Below are 23,187 nucleotides of genomic sequence, written 5' to 3'. Positions count from 1 at the left end.
TGAACCCGCTCCTACAAGGGGGCGGTGTGCCCCCAATGTTTGCGTTATAATCCCGCCCTTTAGCCGCCATCCGCCCAAGAGGCCGCTGGCGCATTTTTACCGAATGAAGAGGCTAATCCCTTGGCATTGACGATTCTTGGCCTGTCCGGCGCCCTTAGCCATGACCCTTCCGCGGCCCTGTACATTGACGGCAAGCTGATTGCCGCCGCCGAAGAAGAGCGCTTCGTGCGTGACAAGCATGCGAAGAACCGCATGCCCTACGAGTCGGCGAAGTTCTGCCTGGAACAGGCAGGCATCAAGCCGTCCGACGTCGACGTGGTAGCCATCCCGTTCGCCCCGATCAGCCTGTTCGGCAAGGCGCGGTGGCACTATGCCAAGCGCTATTGGTACGCCCCGGATCGTGCACTCGATGCCATCCTGATGGGCAACCGTCGCTACAAGCGCTATCGCAAGAAGATCGTCTGGTGCCTGGAGCAACTGGGCTTTGACCCGAAAAAGGTCAAGATCGAGCCCGTCGAGCACCACCTGGCCCACGCTTCCAGTGCTTATCACTGCTCGGGCTTCAAGGAAAAAACCGCAATCCTGGGCATCGACGGCAAGGGCGAGTACGCCACTACCTTCTTTGGCTACGGCGAAAACGGCAAGATCCACAAGATCAAGGAATTCTTCGACCCGGACTCGCTGGGTGGCCTGTACGGTGCTATCACCGAGTTCCTTGGCTTCGAAATGCTCGATGGCGAGTTCAAGGTCATGGGCATGGCGCCGTATGGCGACGCCAGCAAGTATGATTTCTCGCGTCTGGCCAGCTTCGAAAACGGCGAGTTGGTCATCAACACCGAGTACGCCAACGTTATCGGCCTGCGCCGCTATAAAGAGAAGGGCAAGGGCTTCTACTTCTCGCCAAAGCTGATCGAATGGCTGGGCCCCAAGCGCGAAGGCGACATCGCCGACGAGCCGTACATCCATTACGCCGCCAGCATGCAGGCGCTGTTCGAGAAACTGGCGCTGCAGATGATCGACCATTACCTGGGCGACACCCTGCGTGAAACCGGCAAGTTGGCCTTCGCCGGCGGCTGTGCGCTGAACGTCAAGCTCAACCAGAAGATCATCGCCCGTCCGGACGTGAAAGAGCTGTTCGTCCAACCGGCCTCCGGCGACGCCGGGACTGCCGTTGGCGCCGCTGCCTATGTTTCCCACGCCCGTGGCGTTCCGGTCGAGAAGATGGAGCACGTCTACCTCGGCCCGTCGTACTCCAACGAAGACGTGATCGCCGCCTGCGCCCGTCACCCGAACCAGCCAAAGTGGCGCAAACTCGAAAACATGCCGCAGCAGATCGCACAGATCATGGTCGATGGCAACCCGGTAGCCTGGTTCCAGGGCCGCATGGAGTTCGGGCCGCGTGCCCTGGGTGGCCGCTCGATCATCGGCTGCCCGAGCGTGGAAGGCGTGGCTGACCGCATCAACCACCAGATCAAGTTCCGCGAACGCTGGAGACCTTTCTGCCCGTCGATGCTCGACACTGTTGCCCCGCAGATGATCAAGGTCGACCATCCCGCGCCGTTCATGACCTTCACCTTCGAAGTCGCTGAAGAGTGGAAGGCCCGCGTGCCGGAAGTAGTGCATGAGGACGGCACTTCGCGCGCCCAGGTGCTCAAGCGCGAGTACAACCCGCGCTACTACGACATGATGAAGGCGCTGGAAGACCTGACTGGCAACGGCGTGTCGCTGAACACCTCGCTGAACCGTCGTGGTGAACCGATGATCTGCTCGCCGACCGATGCGTTGAACATGTTCTTCGGCTCGGACTTGCAGTACCTGATCATGGAAGACATTTTGGTTGTGAAGGACGGCGCGGCCCCGTATGACCAGCCGCTCTGAACCGCGCATCCTGCAGTTCTGCCATGGCTATGACGGGCCGTTCCTGGACTGTGCCCGTCAGTACGCCAGCCTGTTTCAGGGGCGTGGGTACCAGGTCACCACGGTGTTCCTCACCGGCGCCGCCGACGCGCAGGTGGCGGCTGGCTGTGCGTCGGACGAGGTGCTGTTCCTTGAGTTCAGTTCCAAGGACGTGCGTGGTCTGAAACTCGGCGCCATCCGCGCATTGCGGCGCATTGCGGCCGAACGCAATTTCGCTTTTTGCATCGCCCATCGCTTCAAGCCGATCTACGTTGCCCTGCTGGGAACCGGCCTGCCAGTGATTGGTGTGCACCATGCCTTTGGTGACTACCAGCGCAAAGGCCGCCGCCTGTTCGCGAACCTGTTCAGCAAGCGTCTGAGCCTGCTGGGTGTTTCGGACGCGGTACGTGACGATATGCGCCGTTGCTTGCCGCAGTGGCCGGCCGAGCGCATTCAGACCCTGTACAACCGCATCGACATCGACGCCCTTCAAGCAGCGCTGGTGTCGCGCGCTGACGCACGGCAGGCCTTGGGCCTGGACTCGCAGGCGTGGATCGTCGGCAATGTTGGGCGCCTGCACCCGGACAAGGATCAGGCCACCCTGTTGCGCGGTTTTGCCCAGGCACTGCCGGGGCTGCCTGCTGGTGCCCGCCTGGCGATTCTCGGCAAAGGTCGTCTGGAGGCCAGGCTCAAGGCATTGGCCGCCGAGCTTGGCATTGCCGGGCAAGTCGACTTTCTTGGCCAGGTACCGGATGCGCGCCGTTACTTTCAGGCGTTCGACGTGTTCGCTTTGAGTTCAGATCACGAGCCGTTCGGCATGGTTCTGCTTGAAGCGATGGTTGCCGGTGTGCCGGTGCTGGCCACGGCCTGTGGCGGTGCCCGCGAAGTGGTTGAGGGCGTTGGCGTTCTGTTCCCGCTGGGCGACGCCGCGCAGTTGGCCCAAGGCCTGAAGCACATGGCCGTACTGGATGCTGAACAGCGCCAGGCCTGTGCCAGGCACATGCTGCAGCGCCTGCGTGAGCGTTTCTCTGACCAGGCGGTGCGCGAGGCCTTCTGGCAACTCCCGCGGGTGCGCGCGTTGGTGGGGCAGGCCTGATGCTCAATCGTATCCAGGCCTTCCGCGAGCGCGGTTGGCAAGCTATCGATGCCAAGGCTTATGCCCAGGCATGGGCGCGCTTTGGCGGCAGTGTCGCCACCCATCCGCTGGTGGTCGAGCAACTGGCGGACTTGGCACAAATCCCGGTGCGTTACCTGGGCTGGCACCAGGCTGGCGAGCTGAAAGCCGCGATTCCGGTCTGGGGGCGTCACCTGGCGCTGTCCAAGGATGTGCTGAAGCGTGCTGGCAAGAAAGCCCTGTTCGACCTCGGCAATGCCGAGATCATCTTGCCGGCGGCGCCTGATGCCGCTGCGCCGTTGCGCCATACCGTGCGTTACCTGTCCGAACTGAACCAGGGCCGCTTCAACGGCCTCAAGGCGCAGAAGGAGCAGCTGGCCATGGCCCGGGCGCCTGAAGACCTGTCGAAGAAGTTCCGCTACAACCAGCGCCGTGAACTGCGCCTGCTGGAAGAGGCGGGTGGCGTGGTGCGCCCGATCAGCGACTTCAGTGCTCAGGAAATCGCCCGCATGTACTGCGACCTGTTCCAGCGCCGCTGGGGCTTCCCTGCCACCGGTGCCGAGCGTATGGCCGATGTGCTGGAGCGCCTGCGCGAGCTGCTGATCGGCTCGGTGCTGCTGTTGGACGGTAAGCCAATTGCCATCCAGCTGGTGTACCGTGTCGAGGCGCCCGAGTGGATTAGCGTCGAGTACATCAATGGCGGTGTCGACCCTGAAACCAAGGCCTTCAGCCCAGGCAGCGTGCTGAGCTTCCTCAATACCCAGGCAGCCTGGGAAGACGCCCGGGCGCGCAACAAGCCGCTGCGGTTCTCGTTCGGCCGCGCTGACCGCGAGTATAAGGACCGCTGGTGCAACCCTGTGCCGGTGTATCAAGCGTGAGCCGCAAGCAGCAGTTGCTCAAGCGCCACCGGCGCAACAAACGCCTGGGGCTGCTGGCGGGCCTGGTTGCGTTGGTCGCCCTCGGTGTATTCAGTTGGTGGTGGCTGCCACTGCTGCTGTTGCCGCTGCTCTGGGCTGCCCATGAGGCCTGGTTTGCCGACCACCTGTTCTATGCACCGGGTGAGGACTATGCCTACGACTTCGGCGATCAGGTGCAGCAGGTTCCTGCCAGCCTGCACGATGGCTGGCTCAAGGCTGAGTGCATGCTGCAAGGCGACGAAACCCTGGTGCTTGAACTGCGGCTAAAAAGCAGCTGGTTGGGGCGCTTTCTCGACCCTCGGGTTGAGTTACTGGCTGGCGAGCAGGCCGATCGGCAAGCGTTCGAGCGTGGCGTCGATGGCGTGCGTTTCCTCAACCTGACGGGGCTTGCTGCGCCATTGCAGGCCGGCACGTTGCGCCTGCGCGGCCGGCATTGCAAGTTGCAGGGTCAGTTGCGCCTGTGGATAACCCCTTCGATCGAGCTGCAGCGTCGCCGGGTGATGGTGATCGCGCCACATGCCGACGATGCCGAGTTGGCCGCGTATGGTTTGTACAGCCAGGCCGACGAAAGCTGGGTGGTGACCCTGACCGCCGGTGAGATAGAGGCCGAGCACTATCAGCAGATGGGTCTGGCAAAGGCCGAGGCCGCGCGCCTGAAGGGGCGCCTGCGTGCCTGGGACAGCATCGTCGTGCCGCGTTGGGCCGGTGTGCCGGAGTCGCGTTGCATACAGCTGGGTTACTTCTGCCTGCAACTACCTGCCATGCAGGCCGCACCCGACCAGCCGGCGGCCTCACGTGAGGCAGACCTGGCCGATATCCGTGTGTTCCGCCAGCTCAACCCGTTCCCGTTACCGGGCGACCGTGATGGCGCACCCACCTGGCACAACCTGCTGGCCGACCTGCGAGCCTTGCTGGAACTGGCCAAGCCAGAGGTGCTGGTGATGCCGCACCCGCAGCTAGACCCCCACCCGGATCATATCTGCGCTCAGGTGGCGGTGCTGGAAGCCTTGCAAGGTATGGCCTGGCAGCCGCAAACCTTACTGTGCTACGCCAACCACCTGCACGATAACGACCGCTGGCCTATGGGCAACAGTGGCGATGGCGTGGCTTTGCCGCCGCAATTGAGCGCTGCCCAGGCCTGGGCACCCTGCAGCCTGGTGCTGGACTGCGCAACCCAGCGCGACAAGGCCATGGCCCTGGGCATGATGCACGACCTGCAGCCGCCGGCACCGTTCAAGCGCCGCCTGCGCCGCCTGCTGCAACGCTGGCTTGCCGGGCGACAGCCATCGCCTTACGGGGAGAACGAATTCTTCCGCAAGGCCGTGCGCCGACACGAACTGTTCTGGCGGCGTGAGCTGTAAGCACGCCCCATGGTTGACCGCGAAGGCGCAGAGCGCCCAAGGAAAGCAATGAAAGTCCTATTTCTGGTGCAGAAGGAACAGCGGGCGATTCTTGACCGCCTGTACGATGGCGTCGCGGCCAACTGCGAGTGCGACCTGCGCTGGCTGACCAGCCAGGATCAGCGCAACCTGCGCCGTTACTTCAAGCGTGAGGTGCAAGTCGAGCGCTATGACCGCATCGTGTTCTTCCTGCGTTTCAAGCAGGAGATCCGCCAGGTGGCCTTCATCCGCACTGTGCCGAACCTGGTGATTCTCGAGCACGACGCCTACCAGAACTACATCCCGTGCAAGTACACCGGCAAGTTCAGCGCTCATTACCGTCAGTTGCCATGGGCGCGGGTGATCAGCTCCGGCTACATGGTCAGCGAGCGCTTGCGCCAGGAAGGTTTCGACGCGGTGTTCGTTCCCAAGGGCTATGACGAGCAGTTGCTGGCTGACCAAGGGCGTGAGCGTGATATCGAATTGGCCTTTGTCGGCAGCGTCAACAGCGTGGCCTACAGCGGCCGCAAGGCACTGCTGGACGAGTTGGGGCAGGTCGAGAACCTGTTGGTAACCCGTACCAAGTCGGGCGAGGACTACTGCAACACGCTCAACCGTATTCGTTTCTTCGTCAGTGCCGATGTCGGCATGGGCGAATACATGATCAAGAACTTCGAAGCCATGGCCTGTGGCTGCGTGTTGCTGGCATACGACCAGGGTGAGGAAGAGAACCGTGCGCTGGGCCTGCAAGACATGCACAACGTGGTGTTCTATGACAACATCCCGACCCTTCAGGAAAAGCTCCGTCGCTTGCGCGCGAACCCCGAACTAGCCCGGCAGATTGCAGAAAATGGCCGCCATCTGGCGGTTTCCCGTTTTAGTTTCGGCGCAGTTGGACGTAGCATCGTCGACCACATGCGCCCGGCGCTCAGGCCCCACCCGCCATTGTCTGCATGGCAGCGGCTGCGTCTGAAGCTGGGCATCTAAACAAGAGTTTTCACGCCCAGGAGCGGGTTGTTGAAAACCGATAGTCGTAATGCGGAGGGAGTCCGGTGCGCTTTTCAAATGAGAGTGACGTCACGCTCGTCGTGACCAGTTGTGGGCGGTTCGATCTGCTCAAAGATACCCTTGAGAGTTTCGATCGCTACAACACCGCGCCCATTCGCGAGGTATTCATCACCGAAGACTCTGGCGACGATGCTGTGCATGCCGCCGTGCCGGCGCACTGGAAGCCGCACTGCAAGGTGTTCGTCAACCGGCCCAAACTTGGCCAGTTGCCGTCTATCGACCTGGCCTACAGCCACGTCAAGACGCCGTACATTTTTCACTGCGAAGACGACTGGCAATTCTACCGCCAAGGCTTTGTCGAAGACTCGCAGGCCATCCTGGATGTCAGCCCCAACCTGTTGCAGGTGTGGTTGCGCAGCCATGCCCACGACTTGGCTATCCACAGCCCGTACATCCACTTGGGCGATCGCCAGGTGATCGCCGGGGTGCCGTGCTATCCGCTGCTGTCCGACAAGGCCGAGTGGCAAGCGTTCTCGCTCAACCCTGGGCTGCGCCGATTGAGCGATTACCAGCGCTGTGCGCCATTTGCCGCCTATGCTGGAGAAAAGGCGCTTTCCCGTCGCTATGCTGAGTTAAATCTGACAGCGGTCACCTTGGAGGGTGACGCAGTATTGCACACTGGATTCGGCAATCACGTGACCTTGCCCATTGAAGTGGAGCGTAAGGCCAAGCGTCGTCAGCGTGACCGGATGAAGCTGGTATTGACGCTGGTTGCGGGGGCCTTGATCGGCATGGGAATCACCATTTTTGTTCAATGAAGTCGCTGTCCCACCTGACTTGAGCGGGAGAGGGCCCATGAACATCGTCAATATGATGTGGGCGGGTGGAACGCCGTACATGTCCATCCACAAGGTGCATCGGCAGGTCTTGTCGAATGCGGGTGCCGATGCCCGGATCAGTAACTGGCTACTGCTGGGGAGCGGGCTCTGCTGTGGGCTCGGTTCGACCCGCGAATGGCATATGCCCTCACGAGCGCTCAAAGGGCGGCACTTGTGGCGCTTGCTGCGCCCATGGCTGCGCATGCGCTTGCGCAAGGCACTGGCCGATGCCGCAGCCGAAATCGTGCTGCTTGATGGTATTGGCGTGGCCCGGTTGGTGCTGCCGTTGTTGCAGCGCATTCCGCACGTGCGTGCCAAGGTACTGTTCCATGGCAAGACGCGTCTGCATGCCAGCGATATCCGCATGTTGCAGATGTTTCCGTCCGAGCGCCTGAGTATTGCAGCGGTATCACAGACCTTGGCCGAGTCGCTGGCGTGTGACCTGGGCAGGCCGGTGCAGACGCTGCGCATGGCGCTTGACCCGCTTGCATTCGTCGAGCCTTTGTTGAACCGGGACCAGGCCAGGCAGGCGCTGCGGTTGCCTCAGGGGGCTGGAGTGATGCTGGGTGCGGTAGGGCGATTGGTAGAGAGTAAAGGCTTCGAAATGCTGATTGGAGCATTCGCCAAGGCCAGTGCACGGCAGCCGGGCTTGCAGTTGGCGATCATTGGCGAGGGACCGCAGCATGCCATGCTGCAGCAGCGTATCAACGCGCTGGGCCTGGCTGAGCGTGTTCATCTGCGCGGTCACCGCGAAGACCTGCAGCAGCTGTATCGGGCATTCGACTGGCTATTGGTGCCTTCGCGTTCCGAGGGTCTGGGGCTGGTGGTGCAAGAGGCGGTGATGGCCGATGTACCGGTGGTGTGCAGCGACCTGGAGGTGTTCCGCGAACAGCTGCGCGACACCGGTGGCTACCTGCCGGTTGCCGACGAAAGCGCCTGGGCTGAGGCGATCGAGCGCTGTACGGCGCTCAGTGCATCGGTGATAGCCGCGAAGCAGCGCCAGGCACTGGCACCGGAGCAGGCCTGGCAGGCGTTCTGCAACGGCTCGCAGAGCCTGTTGCGCAGTTGACGCTCAGCGTGTCAGCAAGGCTGACTCGAAGGCGGCTAGGGGGAACCGATCGCCCAGGTTCTCCCGCTCGATATAGCGCACCATGTGCTGCACATTGCGTCGAATCATGCGGGCCGACAGTGGCGGGCGCAGAAAGCGCATGTCGGCCACGTCGATCAAGCCCAGATGCTGGTCGGGGGTGACCACCACATTGCCCAGGTGCAGCGAACGGAAGTAAACGCCGCTGCGGTGCAACTGACGGATCAGTTCGATCAGGCGTGGCAGGTAAATGTCCCAGCTGAAGCCGTCATCGCGCGACATCTGCAGCAGCGTCCGTCCTGGTAGTGGGCGATACAGCACCGCAGTGCGGCCTGGCAGGTCGAGCTTGTGCTGGCTGATCACTTCGAGGGTGGGGATGCCCAGTTGCGCCAGGCGCGCGGCGTTATCGACGAAGCGCTGCGAGTAGGGACGTAGCAGTGCAGACGAAATCAGCCGCTTCCTACGAAAAACCTTGAGGAAATTTCCATCTGTGAGCAGGTAGACTTTGGCGCCATGGCTGTCTGCCTCAAGCACCTGTGCGCCGAGTGTCAGCTGATCGAAGTCGACCTGGGTGAGCCGGGAGCATTGCATGAATAGAGCCTTGTCGTCTGGCGAGCAAAATGACCGGCAATAATGCCGAAAATAATGCTGTAGCACCATGGATGGTGTTTTTGATTCATCGGGGGAAAGGATGTTGTATCAAAAAAGCTGGGCACAGGCCTGGTTAGGTTTTGGCCTGGTCTGGTTCCTGGCGGCGATTGCCCTGGCACCCAGCAACAAGGTTTATCAGCAAGGTCTGGTGTTGTTCTTGTGGCTGCCAACGCTGGTATTGGCCTGGTCGGCCCGAGGTGTGCTGGTGCAAGCCTGGAGGCGCCAACCGGCGCTGTGGGGGAGTGTACTGCTCCTCCTGGTCTGGAGCGGCCTTAGCCTGGCATGGTCGCCCGCCGAGGAGCCCGGGCGCGAGCTCAAACGCTTGCTCTACATCCTGGTGTTCCTGCTGGCGTTTCCGCTGTTGGCCCAGCTTGGCCAGGCCCGCATTCGTCAGCTATTGCTGCTTGGCAGCGCGCTGCTGGCCCTCGCTGCGTTGCTCTCCATCATCAATTTCTATGGGTTGCAGCGTACGCCGCTGCTGGTCAGGCTGGCGGGTATCGGCGAGATATCCCACCCCATCCTGGGGGCCTATGTCATTGGTGCGGCCGTGCTCTTGATGCTCTACGAGCCACCTCGGCAACGTGGCTTGCAGTTGTTGTGGCTGGCGGCACTGGCTTGCCTCGGGGCCTTCGCCATGCTCAGTCAGAGCCGTGGCGCTATTCTGGCACTGGTGATTACCGTAGTGATGGCGCCGCTGTGGTTCCGTGACCGCCACAGCCGGGTGTTTTCTGTTCTGGCGTTGCTTGCCACTGGCCTGGCCTTTTTGGCCGTGTACGATCTTATCGCCCAGCGTGGCTCGTCCTACCGGCCGGAAATTTTCCATGCCGTGGTCGAGATGATTGCCGCGCACCCTTGGACTGGACTTGGCCTGGGGGCTGATTACAAAGTGAGCGCCGTCGGCATGCACTTCGATCACACCCACAACATGTTCACCCATGTTGCCGTTGAAATGGGCGTGCCCGGCATGTTGCTGTGGGTAATGGTATGGCTGTTCACGCTGGGCGAAATCGTGCGCGCACGCAGCACCCTGCTGGGCAAGGTCCTGTTGGGCTTCTGGGTGTACTCGACCCTGGCCATGCAGTTCGATGCCGCCAGCCTCACCGGTACGCCACGTGCCGAATGGTTCATCAGCTGGCTGCCGGTGGGCCTTGCCATGTTGCTGCCATGGGGGCGTGCCGAAAATGACGCCTGTGGTAAAATTGCCGGTTCAACCTGAACAGCGAGCTCGATAATGGCCGAAACACCGCGACCAGCGGAGCACACCTCCAGCCTGAAGATCTACTTCCGGCTGTTGAGCTATGTGAAACCCTATGTCGGCATTTTCCTGCTGAGCATTGTCGGTTTCGTGATCTTTGCCTCGACCCAGCCAATGCTGGCCGGCATTCTCAAGTACTTCGTCGATGGGCTGAGCAACCCCGAAGCGGTATTGTTCCCCAACGTCCCCTACCTGCGTGACCTGCAATTGCTGCAGGCGGTGCCGCTGCTGATCATCTTGATCGCTGCGTGGCAGGGCCTGGGCTCGTTCCTCGGCAACTACTTCCTGGCGAAGGTCTCTCTGAGCCTGGTGCATGACCTGCGGGTGGCATTGTTCAACAAGTTGCTGGTGTTGCCCAACCGCTACTTCGACAACCACAACTCCGGGCACCTGATTTCGCGCATTACCTTCAATGTGACCATGGTCACCGGCGCCGCTACCGACGCCATCAAGGTAGTGATCCGCGAAGGCCTGACCGTGGTGTTCCTGTTTGCCTATCTGCTTTGGATGAACTGGCATCTGACCCTGGTGATGGTCGCCATCTTGCCGGTGATCGCGGTAATGGTCAGCATCGCCAGCAAGAAATTCCGCAAGCAGAGCAAGAAGATCCAGGTAGCCATGGGCGACGTCACCCACGTTGCCTCGGAAACCATCCAGGGTTACCGCGTGGTCCGTAGCTTCGGTGGCGAGGCGTATGAGGAGCGGCGATTCGGCCAGGCCAGCCAGAGCAACACCGACAAGCAACTGCGCATGACCAAGACCGGCTCGCTGTACACACCGATGCTTCAGCTGGTGATCTACAGCGCCATGGCTGCGCTGATGTTCCTGGTGTTGTTCCTGCGCGGGGACTCCACTGCCGGTGACCTGGTGGCTTATATCACCGCTGCCGGCCTGCTGCCCAAGCCTATTCGCCAGTTGTCGGAAGTCAGCTCGACCATCCAGAAGGGCCTGGCAGGTGCCGAGAGCATCTTCGAGCAACTGGACGAAGCACCCGAAGTGGACACCGGTACTGTCGAGAAGGAACGCGTGGAAGGGCGCCTGGAAGTGCGTAACCTGAGCTTCACTTACCCGGGTACCGAGCGTGAAGTGCTGAGCGACATCAGTTTTGTAGCCGAGCCCGGGCAGATGATCGCCCTGGTCGGCCGCTCAGGCAGTGGCAAGTCTACTCTGGCGGCACTGATCCCGCGTTTCTATCACCACGACAAGGGGCAGATCCTGCTCGATGGCGTGGAGATCGAGAACTATCGCCTGCGCAACCTGCGTCGCCATGTTTCGCAAGTCACCCAGCATGTCACCCTGTTCAACGACACCGTGGCCAACAACATCGCCTATGGCGATCTGGCTGGCGCGCCGCGCGCAGACATCGAAGCCGCCGCAGCCGATGCCTATGCCAAGGAATTCGTCGACCGGCTGCCAAAGGGCTTCGATACCGAAGTGGGTGAGAACGGTGTACTGCTTTCTGGTGGGCAGCGCCAGCGCCTGGCTATTGCCCGTGCGCTGCTTAAAAACGCGCCGTTGCTGATCCTCGACGAAGCCACTTCGGCGTTGGATACCGAGTCCGAGCGGCATATCCAGGCCGCTTTGGACCACGTGATGCAAGGCCGTACCACGCTGGTGATCGCCCATCGCCTGTCGACCATCGAGAAGGCCGACCAGATCCTGGTCATGGACCAGGGTCGCCTGGTCGAGCGCGGTACTCACGCCGAGCTGCTTGCGGCTAATGGCCATTATGCCCGCCTGCATGCCATGGGGCTGGATGAGCCGGCCAAGGCCGATATCACCTGAACCCTCCTTGATCGGGGCCGTCATGGCCCCGATTGTCACGGGAATTTTCCAGGGATGATCTGGCCATAAAGCCATTGACTACCCTGTGCTAATATCCTGCCCCTGTTCATTATTTCCATATGGGTTGCCCATGAAGTTGTCCATGCCGCGTTTCGATCAAGCCCCGGTACTGGTGGTCGGCGATGTCATGCTCGACCGCTACTGGCATGGCGGTACTTCGCGTATTTCGCCTGAAGCGCCAGTCCCGGTGGTCAAGGTCGATCAGATCGAGGATCGCCCCGGCGGTGCGGCCAACGTTGCCTTGAACATTGCTGCGCTGGGCGCGCCGGCTTCGCTGATCGGCGTTACCGGCCAGGATGAGGCTGCCGACAGCCTGGCCAACAGTCTGCAGGCTGCCGGTGTCCGTTCGGTATTCCAGCGCATCGCGCACCAGCCGACTATCGTCAAGCTGCGGGTCATGAGCCGTCACCAGCAGTTGCTGCGTATCGATTTCGAAGAGCCGTTCGCCACCGACCCGCTGTCGCTGGGCGCGGAGGTCGATGGCCTGCTCGAAGGTGTCAAGGTGCTGGTGCTGTCTGACTACGGCAAAGGTGCATTGAAGAATCACCAAGACCTGATCCAGGCGGCGCGCGCCAAGCGTATTCCGGTGCTGGCCGACCCCAAGGGCAAGGACTTTTCCATCTACCGTGGCGCCAGTCTGATTACCCCGAACCTCAGCGAGTTCGAGACCATCGTTGGCCGTTGCGTCGATGAGGCCGAACTGGTCGCCAAGGGCTTGCAATTGCTGCAGGACCTGGACCTGGGTGCCTTGCTGGTCACCCGCGGTGAGCATGGCATGACCCTGCTGCGTGTTGGTCAGCCGGCGTTGCACCTGCCAGCACGGGCACGTGAAGTGTTCGATGTTACCGGTGCCGGCGATACCGTCATCTCCACCCTTGCCGCGGCCATTGCCGCGGGTGAGGACCTACCCCATGCGGTGGCCCTGGCCAATCTGGCGGCGGGCATCGTGGTCGGCAAGCTGGGTACGGCTGCCATCAGCGCCCCTGAACTGCGCCGGGCCATCCAGCGTGAGGAAGGCTCAGAACGCGGCGTGCTGGGCCTGGAGCAATTGCTACTGGCCATTGATGACGCGCGGGCGCACAACGAGAAGATCGTCTTTACCAATGGCTGCTTCGACATCCTGCATGCCGGGCATGTCACCTACCTGGAGCAGGCGCGGGCCCAGGGTGATCGCCTGATCGTTGCGGTAAATGACGATGCCTCGGTAAGCCGCCTGAAGGGACCGGGCCGGCCGATCAACAGCGTTGACCGGCGTATGGCCGTACTGGCCGGTCTGGGCGCGGTGGACTGGGTGATCAGTTTCCCGGAAGGCACCCCGGAAAACCTGCTGAGCCAGGTCAAGCCGGACGTGTTGGTGAAGGGTGGCGACTATGGCATCGACCAAGTGGTGGGCGCTGATATCGTCAAGGGCTATGGCGGCACCGTGAAGGTGCTGGGGCTGGTCGAGAACAGTTCGACCACGGCGATTGTCGAGAAAATTCGCAAGAACTGATCTGACCTTGGGGCTGCTGTGGCGGCCCTCTGCTGGGGCGGGTTTACCCGCCCCAGCAAGCAGGTGAAAGCCTCCGGGATGTCACTTGTTCAGCGAGGTACGTGCCCGCTCCAGCAGTGCTCGCGCCTTGTCGCCAAACCGTTGCAAGTGCGACGCCCGTGCGGGCTTGCTTTCCACCAAACCTTGCTGCTTCACCCAATCCTTCCAGCGTATCCGTTCATCTGCCACCACCCAGCCTTCCTGCCGGGCAAAACTTTCTGCCAGGTACAACCCACGCGTACTCGCCGGCACCAGCTCATCCTTTTTGAGCGTATACAGCTCTGCCAGTGGCAGGCCGTCCTTCAATGGCATCAGGTACAGGTCGGGCCGTTTGCGGTTGAGCCGCGCCACCAACTGGTCGCCCTCCAGCCGCTCGTCAACGTGGAACAAGCTGAGTTTCTTGGCGTCACGGGGCACTTGCAGGCGCATGTCATAGATCAGCTGTAGCGAAGCGGTCGGCAGGTGCACATAGGCCCGTGGGCGCTCCAGTAGCATCAGCTTGCCGCAATGCACCGGGCGCGCGGCACCGGACTGGGGCGCCAGCACGAAGTGGGGTGTTTCGCGGTAGTGCAGGGCGGCGGCGTAGGGTACGGGCAGCCAGGTGTCGTTGAAGCGCCCGCTCAGCCAACCTTCCGGGGTTTCCAGCAGGCACTCCTCGGCCACTTCCTGTACAGCCGTGTGCAGCGGCAGGTTCAGCTCCTGCGCCGGTACATAACCGGAAATCAGTTTCAGCACCACATCGCCACGGTCTTGTCGGCGCTGACGCACCAGTACCCAGTAATCGCGGTTCTGCCAATGCAGCGTGAGGCGCACTGACACGCCCAGGTTGGCCAGTTCGACCACGAAGTGTTGCGCGTCGGGTAACTGGATGGCCTTGCGCCGTTGCTGGGTCTGGGCAAAGTTCAGCGGCATGCCGATGCTTTGGTAGATCAAGCCTTCGGGCGTGGCCTCGACATGCAATGGCAGTGTCTTGAAGTTGCTCGGGTTCTTGCGGATCAGCGTTCGCGCCACGAGGCTCCTCCTTGCGTCGGGTCAGTCTCCAGGCCCTGAGTCGGAGGCCTGAGGTAACTCAATGCTGGCCCAGGATGCGGGCGACGGTGGCCACGTTGTGGGCCAGGTGCAACGGGTTGATGGTGCCGACAATAGCACTGCTGACGCCCGGGTGGGCGAACAGCAGCTCGAAGCTGGCCTGCACCGGGTCGACGCCCGGGGCCAGGCAGATGTGCCCGCTCGCCAAGGCCTTCTTTACCAGGATGGCCTTGCCGTGTTCGGCAGCGTAGTCCAGCACCGGGCGTTCTGCCTGTTCGTTGAGGTTGTAGGTGACCATGGCGCAGTCGCCCTGCTCCAGCGCCTTCAGGCCGCCGGCGACGGTCTTGCCGGACAGCCCGAAACCAAGGATCTTGCCCTCCTGCTTGAGTTCGGCCAAGGTCTGGTAGACCTCCTGCTGTTCGAGGATGGCCAGGTCGTTGCCATCGGAATGCACCAGCACCAGTTCAATGCGGTCGGTCTCGAGTCGGCGCAGGCTGCGCTCAACCGAGCGGCGGGTGTGGGCGGCGCTGAAGTCAAAATGCGACAGGCCCTCCTCGAACTCTTCACCGACCTTGCTGACGATGACCCATTCATCACGTTGGCCGCGCAGCAGCGGGCCCAGGCGTTCTTCGCTGTGGCCATAGGCCGGGGCGGTGTCGATCAGGTTGATGCCAAGCTCGCGGGCCTGGGCCAGTAACAGGCGGGCGTCTTCATCGCCGGGGATCGTGAAGCCAGTGGGGTACTTCACGCCCTGATCGCGGCCCAGCTTGACCGTGCCGAGGCCCAGTGGCGAGACCTTGAGGCCGGTGCTGCCCAGCGGGCGATGGAATTCGTGCAGGGTTGGCAGGCTCATGGCAGCAGTTGCTCCCAGGCCGGTACGCCCAGCGGAGGGCGTGGCAGGTCGGTCAGGTCGGCCTGTGCTTGTGGGCGAATGCCGTCGCGCTCCAGGTGGCTGATTACCCGGTCGCTGAAGTCCGGTGCCAGTGCCAGTTTGGTCGGCCAGCCCACCAGCAGGCGCTGCTGGTCGGCAAGGAAGGCGTTGTCCGGGCGTGCCAGGCCAGATTGTGCAGGCTCAGCGCGGTCGACGCGCAGTGTGGCCCAGCGCACCAGGCTCTGATCGACCCAGGGCAGCAGGTTGGCGATTTCCTTCTGCGCTGCAGCTATCTGCGCTGCAGGCTCGCGCGCCACGCCATCGGCTTCGGCCAGGTCCCCACCGAGGTACCAGACCCACTGGCCATCGGCTGCCGGATGGGTGGTCACCGTTACCCGCGGCTTGGGCCCGCCGCCGAGGCAGTGGGCGTACAAAGGTTTGAGGTTCGGGCCCTTGGCCATGACCATATGCAGCGGGCGGGTTTGCATGGCTGGCTGATCCAGGCCCAGCGCCTGCAGCAAGCCTTCCGTGCCGGCTCCGGCGCTCAACACGATGCGCTGGGCACGGATTTCCCGGTCGTCCACACGCAGGCCGACCAACGCATCAGCTTCACGCAAGGGTTCGATGCGTTCACCTGCCAGCAAGGACTCGCCGGCCAGCTCGGCCAGGTTGGCCAGCAGGCTGGGGACATCGACCACCAGTTCCGCCAGGCGATACACCTTGCCCTTGAACGCGCGGTCCTGCAGTGCGGGTGGCAGCTGGTCACCCTTGACCTGGTCGACCCGGCCGCGCACGGCCTTGCTGGCGAAGAAGCTTGTGAGGTTGCCGGCCAAGGTGCCCGGCGACCACAGGTAGTGGGCATCGGAGAGCAGGCGGGTACGCCCGAGGTCGAGTTCGCCGTTGCCGGCCAAGGCTTCGCGCCAGCGGCGCGGCATGTCGGCGATGGCTTCCGAGGCGCCGGTCAGGGCGCCGTGCAGGGCGTATTTGGTGCCGCCGTGGATGATGCCCTGCGACTTGATGGTCTGCTCGCCGCCAAGGCTGGCGCGCTCCACCAGCACTGTCGAGTAGCCCAGGCGGCGCAGGCGGGCATTGAGCCAGAGGCCTGCGACCCCGGCGCCGACGATCAGCACGTCAGTGGAAATGGCAGATGGCATGGCGGTACCTCGAAGACTGGGACAGCTGGCAAGTATACAGGCTATACCTGTGAGGGCCCTATCGTCGGCGAGCCCCGCACACGGGCTCTCAATGCCCAGCGGTCTTCGAAAACAGCTGAATCACCACCACGCCACCCACGATCATGGCCATGCCAAGCATCGCCGGCATATCCAGCTTCTGCCCATAGATCACCAGCGCCGCCACACTGATCAGCACAATCCCCAGCCCCGACCAGATGGCATAGGCAATCCCCACCGGAATGCTGCGTACCACCAGCGTCAGCATCCAGAACGCAATGCCATAGCCAACCACCATCAGCAGCAGTGGCAACGGCGTGCTCAGGCCTTTAACCGCCTTCATCGAGGCGGTAGCGACGACTTCGGCGCAGATGGCAATGGCGAGGTAGGTATAGGCATTCATGGCGGGATCCTCCGTTACTGAGCGGGCATTCTAGACGTTGCATGGATGGGGTAAAGTCATTACCTATCAATTGGGGAGATAGGTTGATGGCCGAGCAATGGAACCTTGAACAATTGCGTACCTTTCTGCGCGTTGCAGAACTGCGCTCGTTCTCCGCGGTGGCACGTGAGCAGCACAAAGCCCAGTCGGCGATCAGCAGCGCCATCGCGCTGCTCGAAACAGACCTAGGGGTCACCCTGTTCGAGCGCAGCAGCGGCCGGCAACCGAAATTGACCGAAAACGGCAGCGCCTTGCTGGAAGACGCCCGCGAATTGTTACGCCAGTGCGAACGCCTGGATGGCCGCGCCCTGGCCCTGATGCGCGGGCAGGAGGCCTTGCTGCGGGTCGCTCAGGACGAAGCCATGCCGTATCAGCCGGTGATCGACAGCCTTGACGAACTGGCTAGCCGCTACCCGTTCCTGGAGGTGCAACTGGCCAGCGGAGCCCAGGGCGATGTGGCGCGCAAGCTGGTGGAGCGCCGCGCCGATCTGGGCCTGTTCTTCCTCCACGAAAGCATCCCGGCTTCCTTGGAACGCCGTGCCTTGGGCAGCGTGGAGATGGTCACGGTGTGCGCGGTCGGCCACCCGCTGGCGGGCGAAGGCCGGGTTACCCGGCAACAATTGGCCCGCCACCGGCAGTTGCTGATCACGCCACAACAAAGCGGTTACCCCGGCGGCGAAGCGATCAGCCCGCAGGTCTGGCGTGCCGACAGCTTCTACGCCATGGCCGAACTACTGATGCGCGGCCTGGGCTGGGCCTGGTTACCCCGGCATGTGGTGCAGTACCCGACCTACCAGGCGCACATGGTCGAACTGGACAGCGACTGGCGGCCGCCGGCCTTGGTGGCAGAGCTGGCCTGGCGCCGCGATGAACCTCTGGGCCCGGCTGCGCAGTGGCTGGCCGAGCGCTTTGCAGTGCACCTTCGCGCGATCGGGTAGACTTATCCGCCATGAACAGAACTCTCTATACCTTGCTGTTTCACCTGGGCCTGCCGCTGGTTGCGCTGCGCCTGTACCTGCGCGCGCGCAAGGCGCCGGCCTATGGCCAGCGTATCGGCGAGCGCTTCGCTTTCAAGCTGCCGGCCATGCGCCAGGGTGGTATCTGGGTACATGCGGTATCGGTGGGCGAGAGCATTGCGGCCGCACCCATGGTGCGTGCCTTGCTCAAGGCTTACCCGGAGCTGCCGATCACACTGACCTGCATGACCCCTACCGGCTCCGAGCGCATTCGCGCCCTGTTCGCCAACGAACCACGCGTGCAGCATTGCTACCTGCCCTACGACCTGCCTTGGGCGGCGGGGCGTTTTCTCGATCATGTGCAGCCTAAGCTGGGCATCATCATGGAAACCGAGCTTTGGCCCAACCACATTCACCAGTGTGCCAGGCGCGGCATTCCGGTGGCGCTGGCCAATGCGCGCTTGTCCGAGCGCTCGGCCCGTGGCTATGGGCGCTTTGCCAGGCTGACCCGGCCGATGCTGGCCGAGATGAGCCTGATTGCCGTGCAGACCGAAACCGAGGCCCAGCGCTTCCGTGACCTGGGTGCACGCCCTGAGCGCGTGCGAGTCACCGGTTCGATCAAGTTCGACCTGACGATCGACGAACAGCTGTTGCCGCGCGCCAGGGCATTGCGTGAACAGTGGGGGGGCGGCCAGCGCCCTGTGTGGATCGCCGCCAGCACCCACGAAGGTGAAGATGCCTTGATCCTGCAGGCGCATCGGCAGTTGTTGCAGGTGCATGGCGATGCCTTGCTGATCCTGGTGCCGCGCCATCCCGAGCGCTTCAATGCAGTGCATGCGCTGTGCAGCGAGCAGTTCACCACCGTGCGCCGCTCTGCCGGCACGCTGGTCGATGCGCAAACGCGGGTATTGCTGGGCGACACTATGGGCGAACTGCTGTTCCTGTATGCCCTGGCCGACATTGCCTTCGTCGGTGGCAGCCTGGTGCCGACCGGTGGGCACAATCCGTTGGAGCCTGCGGCGCTGGCCTTGCCGGTGCTCATGGGGCCGCATGTGTTCAACTTCCTCGAAATCAGCGCGATGCTGCGCGAGGCGGGTGCGTTGCAGCAGGTGGATGATGCTGACGGGCTGGCCGGCGCGGTGCGCCGTCTGGTGGAACTGCCGCAGGATGCCCAGCGCATGGGCGAGGCGGGCAGGGCGGTGATGCGGGCCAATCAGGGGGCTTTGCAGCGATTGCTCGAGGGTCTGGGGGCCTTGATCCGCTGATAATCGACATATCCACTCAAAGACCCGGTCTAGAGTGGGTATGTCTGATTCTGGTTATTTATTCCTACGGCGTAAGTTATGACTTCCTACACTGGATTTCTCGCCTTTAGGAAACTTCCTACGAATAGACTTTAAAAGTCAGAAGTGTCACACGCTTGCGTCGGAAGCTTGTAGGACGTTTGTCCTATTGCTTCGGGCTAGTATCGCCTCATGTCCGATTTTCATAAGAGGTGGCGTGATGGCTGATTTATCTGATGGCAATGCCAACACTATTGAAAGTGGGCTGGTGTGTCTTATCACGCTGGCGCGTTACCATGGTGTTGCCGTCTCTGCCGAGCAGTTGCAGCACGATCATGCAGCAGCGGGTGAGCGGTTCTCTACCAGCACACTACTTCGGGCATTTCAGCAACTTGGCCTCAAGGCCAGACACCGCAGCGTCGATCCGGCCCGGCTGCAGCATACGCCTTTGCCCGCTATTGCAGTGGATGCGCGTGGTGAGTACTTCATCATCGCGCGCGTGGAGGGCGAGCAGGTTCTGGTGCAGGACCCCCATTCCCGCGCGCCGCAAGCGCTGACCTTCGCGGAACTGGTGGTGCGCTGGTCGGGAGAACTCATTCTGGTTCGCTCCAATGCCCAGTTGCCCCTCGGGCTGTCACGCTTCGACTTTACCTGGTTCATTCCTGCCCTGGTGAAGTACAGGCGGCTATTTGGCGAAGTGCTCGTGGTTTCCCTGGTCATTCAGATACTGGCTTTGCTGACGCCTTTGTTCTTTCAGGTGGTAATGGACAAAGTCCTGGTGCATCGCGGTTTGACCACGCTGGATGTTATCGCCTTGGGTTTATTGGTCGTCGTTCTATTTGAAACATTGCTGAGTGGGTTGCGTACCTATGTGGCAGCTCATACAGCGTCAAGAATCGATGTCGAACTGGGTGCAAAACTGTTCAGGCATTTGATCGATCTTCCCACCGCCTATTTTCACGCCAGGCGAGTCGGTGACTCGGTTGCCCGAGTGCGAGAACTGGAGAATATCAGAAGTTTCCTGACCAACAACAGCATCACGCTAGTGCTGGATGTGCTGTTCTCGGTGGTCTTCATCGCTGTCATGTTCCTCTATAGCGGATGGTTGACGCTGGTCGTCGTTGGCTCGCTGCCTTTCTATTTTCTCGTATCCCTGGTCGTTACTCCGCTACTGCGGGCGTTGATTGATCAAAGCTTCCAACGCGGCGCCGAGAACCAGGCCTTTCTGGTCGAGGCGGTCAACGGCATCGACACACTGAAGTCGATGGCCGTGGAACCTCAGGTTACCCGGCGCTGGAATGATCAGCTGGCTGCTTATGTATCTGCCAGTTTCAAGACCCAGAACCTTTCCAGTCTGGCCAATGAAAGCGTCGGCCTGATCGGCAAACTGGTCACGGTAGCCACCTTGTGGCTGGGGGCCCGGCTGGTCATCGAAGGCGCACTCACGGTGGGCGAGCTGATCGCCTTCAACATGCTCGCAGGGCGCGTGTCGCAGCCCATCATCCGCCTGGCCCAACTCTGGACCAGCTTCCAGCAGACAGGGGTATCGATTCAACGCCTGGGCGACATTCTCAACACCCGTACCGAGGTCAACCAAGGCAAGGGCACGGTGCTGCCCACACTTGTCGGGCAGATCGAGCTCGATCGTGTGTGTTTTCGCTATCGGCCGGACGGGGGCGAAGTGGTGCGCGATGTCAGCCTGAAGATCGCCGCCGGAGAAGTGATAGGCGTTGTAGGTCGCTCGGGGTCAGGCAAGAGCACGCTGACACGCTTGATTCAGCGGCTGTACTCACCCGAGCGGGGGCGGGTATTGCTTGACGGTGCTGACCTGGCGGTAGCCGATGTGGCGTCACTGCGTCGGCAGATCGGTGTGGTGTTGCAGGACAACGTGCTTTTTCGGCGCACCGTGCGCGAGAACATTGCCCTCGGCAACCCAGCGGCACCGCTTGAAGAAGTAATCGCCGCAGCGACGCTGGCGGGTGCTCACGAGTTCATCCTCGAATTACCGGATGGCTACGAAACCCTGATTGGTGAGCACGGCGCCAGCCTGTCGGGTGGGCAGCGACAGCGCATAGCCATCGCCCGAGCGCTGTTCGGCAATCCACGCATCCTCATTTTCGACGAAGCCACCAGTGCGCTGGACTATGAGTCCGAACGGATCATCCAGCAAAACATGGTGCGGATTTGCGCGCAGCGCACGGTCATCATCATTGCCCATCGGCTTTCGGCAGTACGTCATGCCGACCGCATCGTGGTCATGGAGCGTGGGCAGATCATCGAGCAAGGGACTCATGATGAGCTGCTGGGTTATCCACAGGGCACCTATGCCTACCTGCATCAACTGCAGCTCGGGGCCGCCGTATGAGTGTGGCGTTCAAGGACCTTGCCGAGCTCTACCGGGATGCGTGGAGGACGGCATGGCGAAAGCGCCGGAGCATGGACGGCCCCGTACGTGAAGCCGACGAACTGGCCTTTTTACCTGCGGCACTGTCCTTGCAGGAAACGCCAGTGCATCCCTTGCCGCGCTACCTGCAGTGGAGCCTGCTGATGTTCATCGGGCTGGCGCTTGCCTGGGCTTGCATCGGTGAGATCGATGTCATCGCCAGTGCCGAAGGCAAGATCGTGCCCAGTGGCAGGAGCAAGTTGATACAGGCCAGCGAGGTCGCGGTGGTGCAGTCGATCCACGTCGTCGATGGCCAGCCGGTGCGCAAAGGCGATGTGCTGGTCGAACTGGAAGGGCAGTTGACCGAGGCTGATATCAAGCGCCTGGGCAGCGAACTGCTGGCTGCACAGATCGACCAGGCCCGCGCCAGCACACTGCTGAGTGCGCTGGACGGCGATGTGGCACCTGCCTCCCTGGCACCATTGATACCGCAGGCCACGGCCGCGCAGCAGGCAGGCGCGCAGCGCTGGCTGGAGGGGCAATACCTGGAGTTGCAGGCCACGCTGGAACAGGCCGATGCCGAAATCGGTCAACGCGCTGCCGAAATCCGTTCCGCCCAGGGGCGGGCTGACGCGCTCCGGCAACTGTTGGTGATCACCCGCCAATTGACGGCGGATTACAAGCTGTTGTTCAGCGAATCGGCCGTGGCCAAGCACACCTACCTGGAAAAGGAGCAGGCCCGCCTGGAGCAGGAACGCGAACTGGCACTCCAGCGCTCGCGCATCGACGAACTGAACGCTGCACGGCTTGCTGCTCAGCACCGCCGTAGCGGTGCCATTGCTCAACTGCGCAGAGCCATGCTCGATCTTCACGGTGAGGCGCAACGGCGCATTGCAACCCTTGAGCAGGAGTTGAACAAGGCCGAGCAGCGGCATCGCCTCAAGGTGCTGACATCCCCCGTTGACGGCACCGTCCAGCAGTTGGCGATCCATACACAGGGCGGGGTGGTTACACCCGCGCAGACACTGATGGTCATTGTGCCGACGGGCGAGCCGGTGGAAGTGGAAGTGAAAGTCGAGAACAAAGATATCGGCTTTGTTTTTCCGGGTCAGCACGTGGAAGTGAAGATCGAGACATTCACCTTTACCAGGTATGGCGTTGTACCGGGGGTGGTGGAGAGTATTTCCGATGATGCCATTGAGGATGATAGGCACGGTCTTTTGTATAGCGCTCGAATCAAGTTGGCCAAGGAAGCTTTGCGCGTAGGGGATAACGACTTGCCGTTGACGGCGGGCATGGCTGTGCGTGCAGAAGTGATTGTGGATAGGCGCAGGGTTATCAGTTTCTTCTTGAGTCCCCTGCAGCGGCATGCAAAGGAAAGTCTGAAGGAGCGATAAATGAAATATAAAAATGCGTGCATTGTATATAGAGCGGCTTGGAGCTTACTGCGGATCTGTAGTGCAATAATATTGGCTGGTATGGCGAGTTGC

Annotated in this window: 19 protein-coding genes; 14 read left to right on the top strand and 5 right to left on the bottom strand. The window is 61.9% G+C overall.

The window, feature by feature from the left end; all coding sequences use genetic code 11:
• Positions 1-120 precede the first annotated feature (120 nt).
• The 7 genes from ACYCCG_RS20205 to ACYCCG_RS20175 all read left to right on the top strand — a co-directional run bounded on the left by ACYCCG_RS20205 (position 121) and on the right by ACYCCG_RS20175 (position 8,261).
• Positions 121-1,878 (top strand): carbamoyltransferase family protein, encoded by a 1,758-nt coding sequence (locus ACYCCG_RS20205; RefSeq protein WP_252461269.1) that lies wholly within the window; start codon positions 121-123, stop codon positions 1,876-1,878.
• Positions 1,862-2,992, top strand: a complete 1,131-nt coding sequence (locus ACYCCG_RS20200; RefSeq protein ID WP_252461268.1) for a glycosyltransferase — start codon at positions 1,862-1,864, stop codon at positions 2,990-2,992. Before ACYCCG_RS20205 ends, ACYCCG_RS20200 begins: the two co-directional genes overlap by 17 nt.
• Positions 2,992-3,888, top strand: coding sequence for an antimicrobial resistance protein Mig-14 (locus ACYCCG_RS20195; RefSeq protein WP_252461267.1), 897 nt, complete (start codon positions 2,992-2,994; stop codon positions 3,886-3,888). The genes ACYCCG_RS20200 and ACYCCG_RS20195 overlap by 1 nt, the downstream gene beginning before the upstream one ends.
• The gene (locus ACYCCG_RS20190) at positions 3,885-5,288 is read left to right on the top strand and encodes a PIG-L deacetylase family protein (protein WP_459671557.1); all 1,404 of its coding nucleotides are present in this window, start codon (positions 3,885-3,887) and stop codon (positions 5,286-5,288) included. Before ACYCCG_RS20195 ends, ACYCCG_RS20190 begins: the two co-directional genes overlap by 4 nt.
• A gap of 48 nt (positions 5,289-5,336) precedes the next feature.
• Positions 5,337-6,293: a glycosyltransferase family protein gene (locus ACYCCG_RS20185; RefSeq protein ID WP_003249439.1), complete on the top strand. Its 957-nt coding sequence runs from the start codon at positions 5,337-5,339 to the stop codon at positions 6,291-6,293.
• Positions 6,294-6,358: 65 nt separating this feature from the next.
• On the top strand, positions 6,359-7,132 hold the full coding sequence (locus ACYCCG_RS20180; protein WP_252461264.1) for a glycosyltransferase family 2 protein: 774 nt from the start codon (positions 6,359-6,361) through the stop codon (positions 7,130-7,132).
• Positions 7,133-7,169: 37 nt separating this feature from the next.
• Positions 7,170-8,261, top strand: a complete 1,092-nt coding sequence (locus tag ACYCCG_RS20175; RefSeq protein ID WP_459671556.1) for a glycosyltransferase — start codon at positions 7,170-7,172, stop codon at positions 8,259-8,261.
• Positions 8,262-8,264: 3 nt separating this feature from the next.
• Here the strand turns inward: ACYCCG_RS20175 and ACYCCG_RS20170 are convergent, their stop codons facing one another.
• Positions 8,265-8,870, bottom strand: a complete 606-nt coding sequence (locus ACYCCG_RS20170) for a toluene tolerance protein (protein ID WP_176683111.1) — start codon at positions 8,868-8,870, stop codon at positions 8,265-8,267.
• 100 nt (positions 8,871-8,970) lie between these two features.
• Here ACYCCG_RS20170 and ACYCCG_RS20165 point away from each other — a divergent pair, with 100 nt between their 5' ends.
• From ACYCCG_RS20165 to hldE, 3 genes are all read left to right on the top strand, one after another.
• Complete coding sequence (locus tag ACYCCG_RS20165; protein ID WP_459671555.1) at positions 8,971-10,146, top strand: O-antigen ligase family protein; 1,176 nt, start codon at positions 8,971-8,973, stop codon at positions 10,144-10,146.
• Positions 10,147-10,161: 15 nt separating this feature from the next.
• Positions 10,162-11,970 carry a lipid A export permease/ATP-binding protein MsbA gene (gene msbA / locus ACYCCG_RS20160; protein WP_252461260.1) on the top strand — a complete coding sequence of 603 codons (1,809 nt, stop codon included), beginning with the start codon at positions 10,162-10,164 and terminating at the stop codon, positions 11,968-11,970.
• Between the two features lie 130 nt (positions 11,971-12,100).
• The gene (gene hldE / locus ACYCCG_RS20155; protein ID WP_021783834.1) at positions 12,101-13,522 is read left to right on the top strand and encodes a bifunctional D-glycero-beta-D-manno-heptose-7-phosphate kinase/D-glycero-beta-D-manno-heptose 1-phosphate adenylyltransferase HldE; all 1,422 of its coding nucleotides are present in this window, start codon (positions 12,101-12,103) and stop codon (positions 13,520-13,522) included.
• Between the two features lie 81 nt (positions 13,523-13,603).
• Here hldE and ACYCCG_RS20150 read toward each other — a convergent pair whose 3' ends face one another.
• The 4 genes from ACYCCG_RS20150 to ACYCCG_RS20135 all read right to left on the bottom strand — a co-directional run bounded on the left by ACYCCG_RS20150 (position 13,604) and on the right by ACYCCG_RS20135 (position 17,036).
• Positions 13,604-14,572, bottom strand: coding sequence for a metal ABC transporter ATPase (locus ACYCCG_RS20150; RefSeq protein ID WP_252461259.1), 969 nt, complete (start codon positions 14,570-14,572; stop codon positions 13,604-13,606).
• Positions 14,573-14,630: 58 nt separating this feature from the next.
• Positions 14,631-15,443 carry an aldo/keto reductase gene (locus ACYCCG_RS20145; protein ID WP_084850260.1) on the bottom strand — a complete coding sequence of 271 codons (813 nt, stop codon included), beginning with the start codon at positions 15,441-15,443 and terminating at the stop codon, positions 14,631-14,633.
• Positions 15,440-16,615, bottom strand: a complete 1,176-nt coding sequence (locus ACYCCG_RS20140; protein ID WP_459671554.1) for an NAD(P)/FAD-dependent oxidoreductase — start codon at positions 16,613-16,615, stop codon at positions 15,440-15,442. Before ACYCCG_RS20140 ends, ACYCCG_RS20145 begins: the two co-directional genes overlap by 4 nt.
• A gap of 88 nt (positions 16,616-16,703) precedes the next feature.
• Entirely contained in the window at positions 16,704-17,036 is a 333-nt protein-coding gene (locus ACYCCG_RS20135; RefSeq protein WP_176683116.1) for a DMT family transporter, read from the bottom strand.
• Positions 17,037-17,122: 86 nt separating this feature from the next.
• On the opposite strand from ACYCCG_RS20135, the gene ACYCCG_RS20130 reads away from it, so the two are divergent.
• The 4 genes from ACYCCG_RS20130 to ACYCCG_RS20115 all read left to right on the top strand — a co-directional run bounded on the left by ACYCCG_RS20130 (position 17,123) and on the right by ACYCCG_RS20115 (position 23,094).
• Positions 17,123-18,013 (top strand): LysR family transcriptional regulator, encoded by an 891-nt coding sequence (locus ACYCCG_RS20130; protein ID WP_003249460.1) that lies wholly within the window; start codon positions 17,123-17,125, stop codon positions 18,011-18,013.
• An 11-nt stretch (positions 18,014-18,024) separates the two neighbouring features.
• Positions 18,025-19,296: a lipid IV(A) 3-deoxy-D-manno-octulosonic acid transferase gene (gene waaA / locus ACYCCG_RS20125; RefSeq protein ID WP_339444473.1), complete on the top strand. Its 1,272-nt coding sequence runs from the start codon at positions 18,025-18,027 to the stop codon at positions 19,294-19,296.
• A gap of 238 nt (positions 19,297-19,534) precedes the next feature.
• The gene (locus tag ACYCCG_RS20120) at positions 19,535-21,679 is read left to right on the top strand and encodes a type I secretion system permease/ATPase (protein ID WP_339534801.1); all 2,145 of its coding nucleotides are present in this window, start codon (positions 19,535-19,537) and stop codon (positions 21,677-21,679) included.
• Positions 21,676-23,094 carry an HlyD family type I secretion periplasmic adaptor subunit gene (locus tag ACYCCG_RS20115; RefSeq protein WP_459671553.1) on the top strand — a complete coding sequence of 473 codons (1,419 nt, stop codon included), beginning with the start codon at positions 21,676-21,678 and terminating at the stop codon, positions 23,092-23,094. Before ACYCCG_RS20120 ends, ACYCCG_RS20115 begins: the two co-directional genes overlap by 4 nt.
• Positions 23,095-23,187: the final 93 nt, after the last annotated feature.

The organism is Pseudomonas sp. VEM90 (assembly GCF_054611535.1).
Note: the sequence above shows the minus strand (reverse complement) of the source record. Positions and strands in the feature narration are given on the sequence as shown.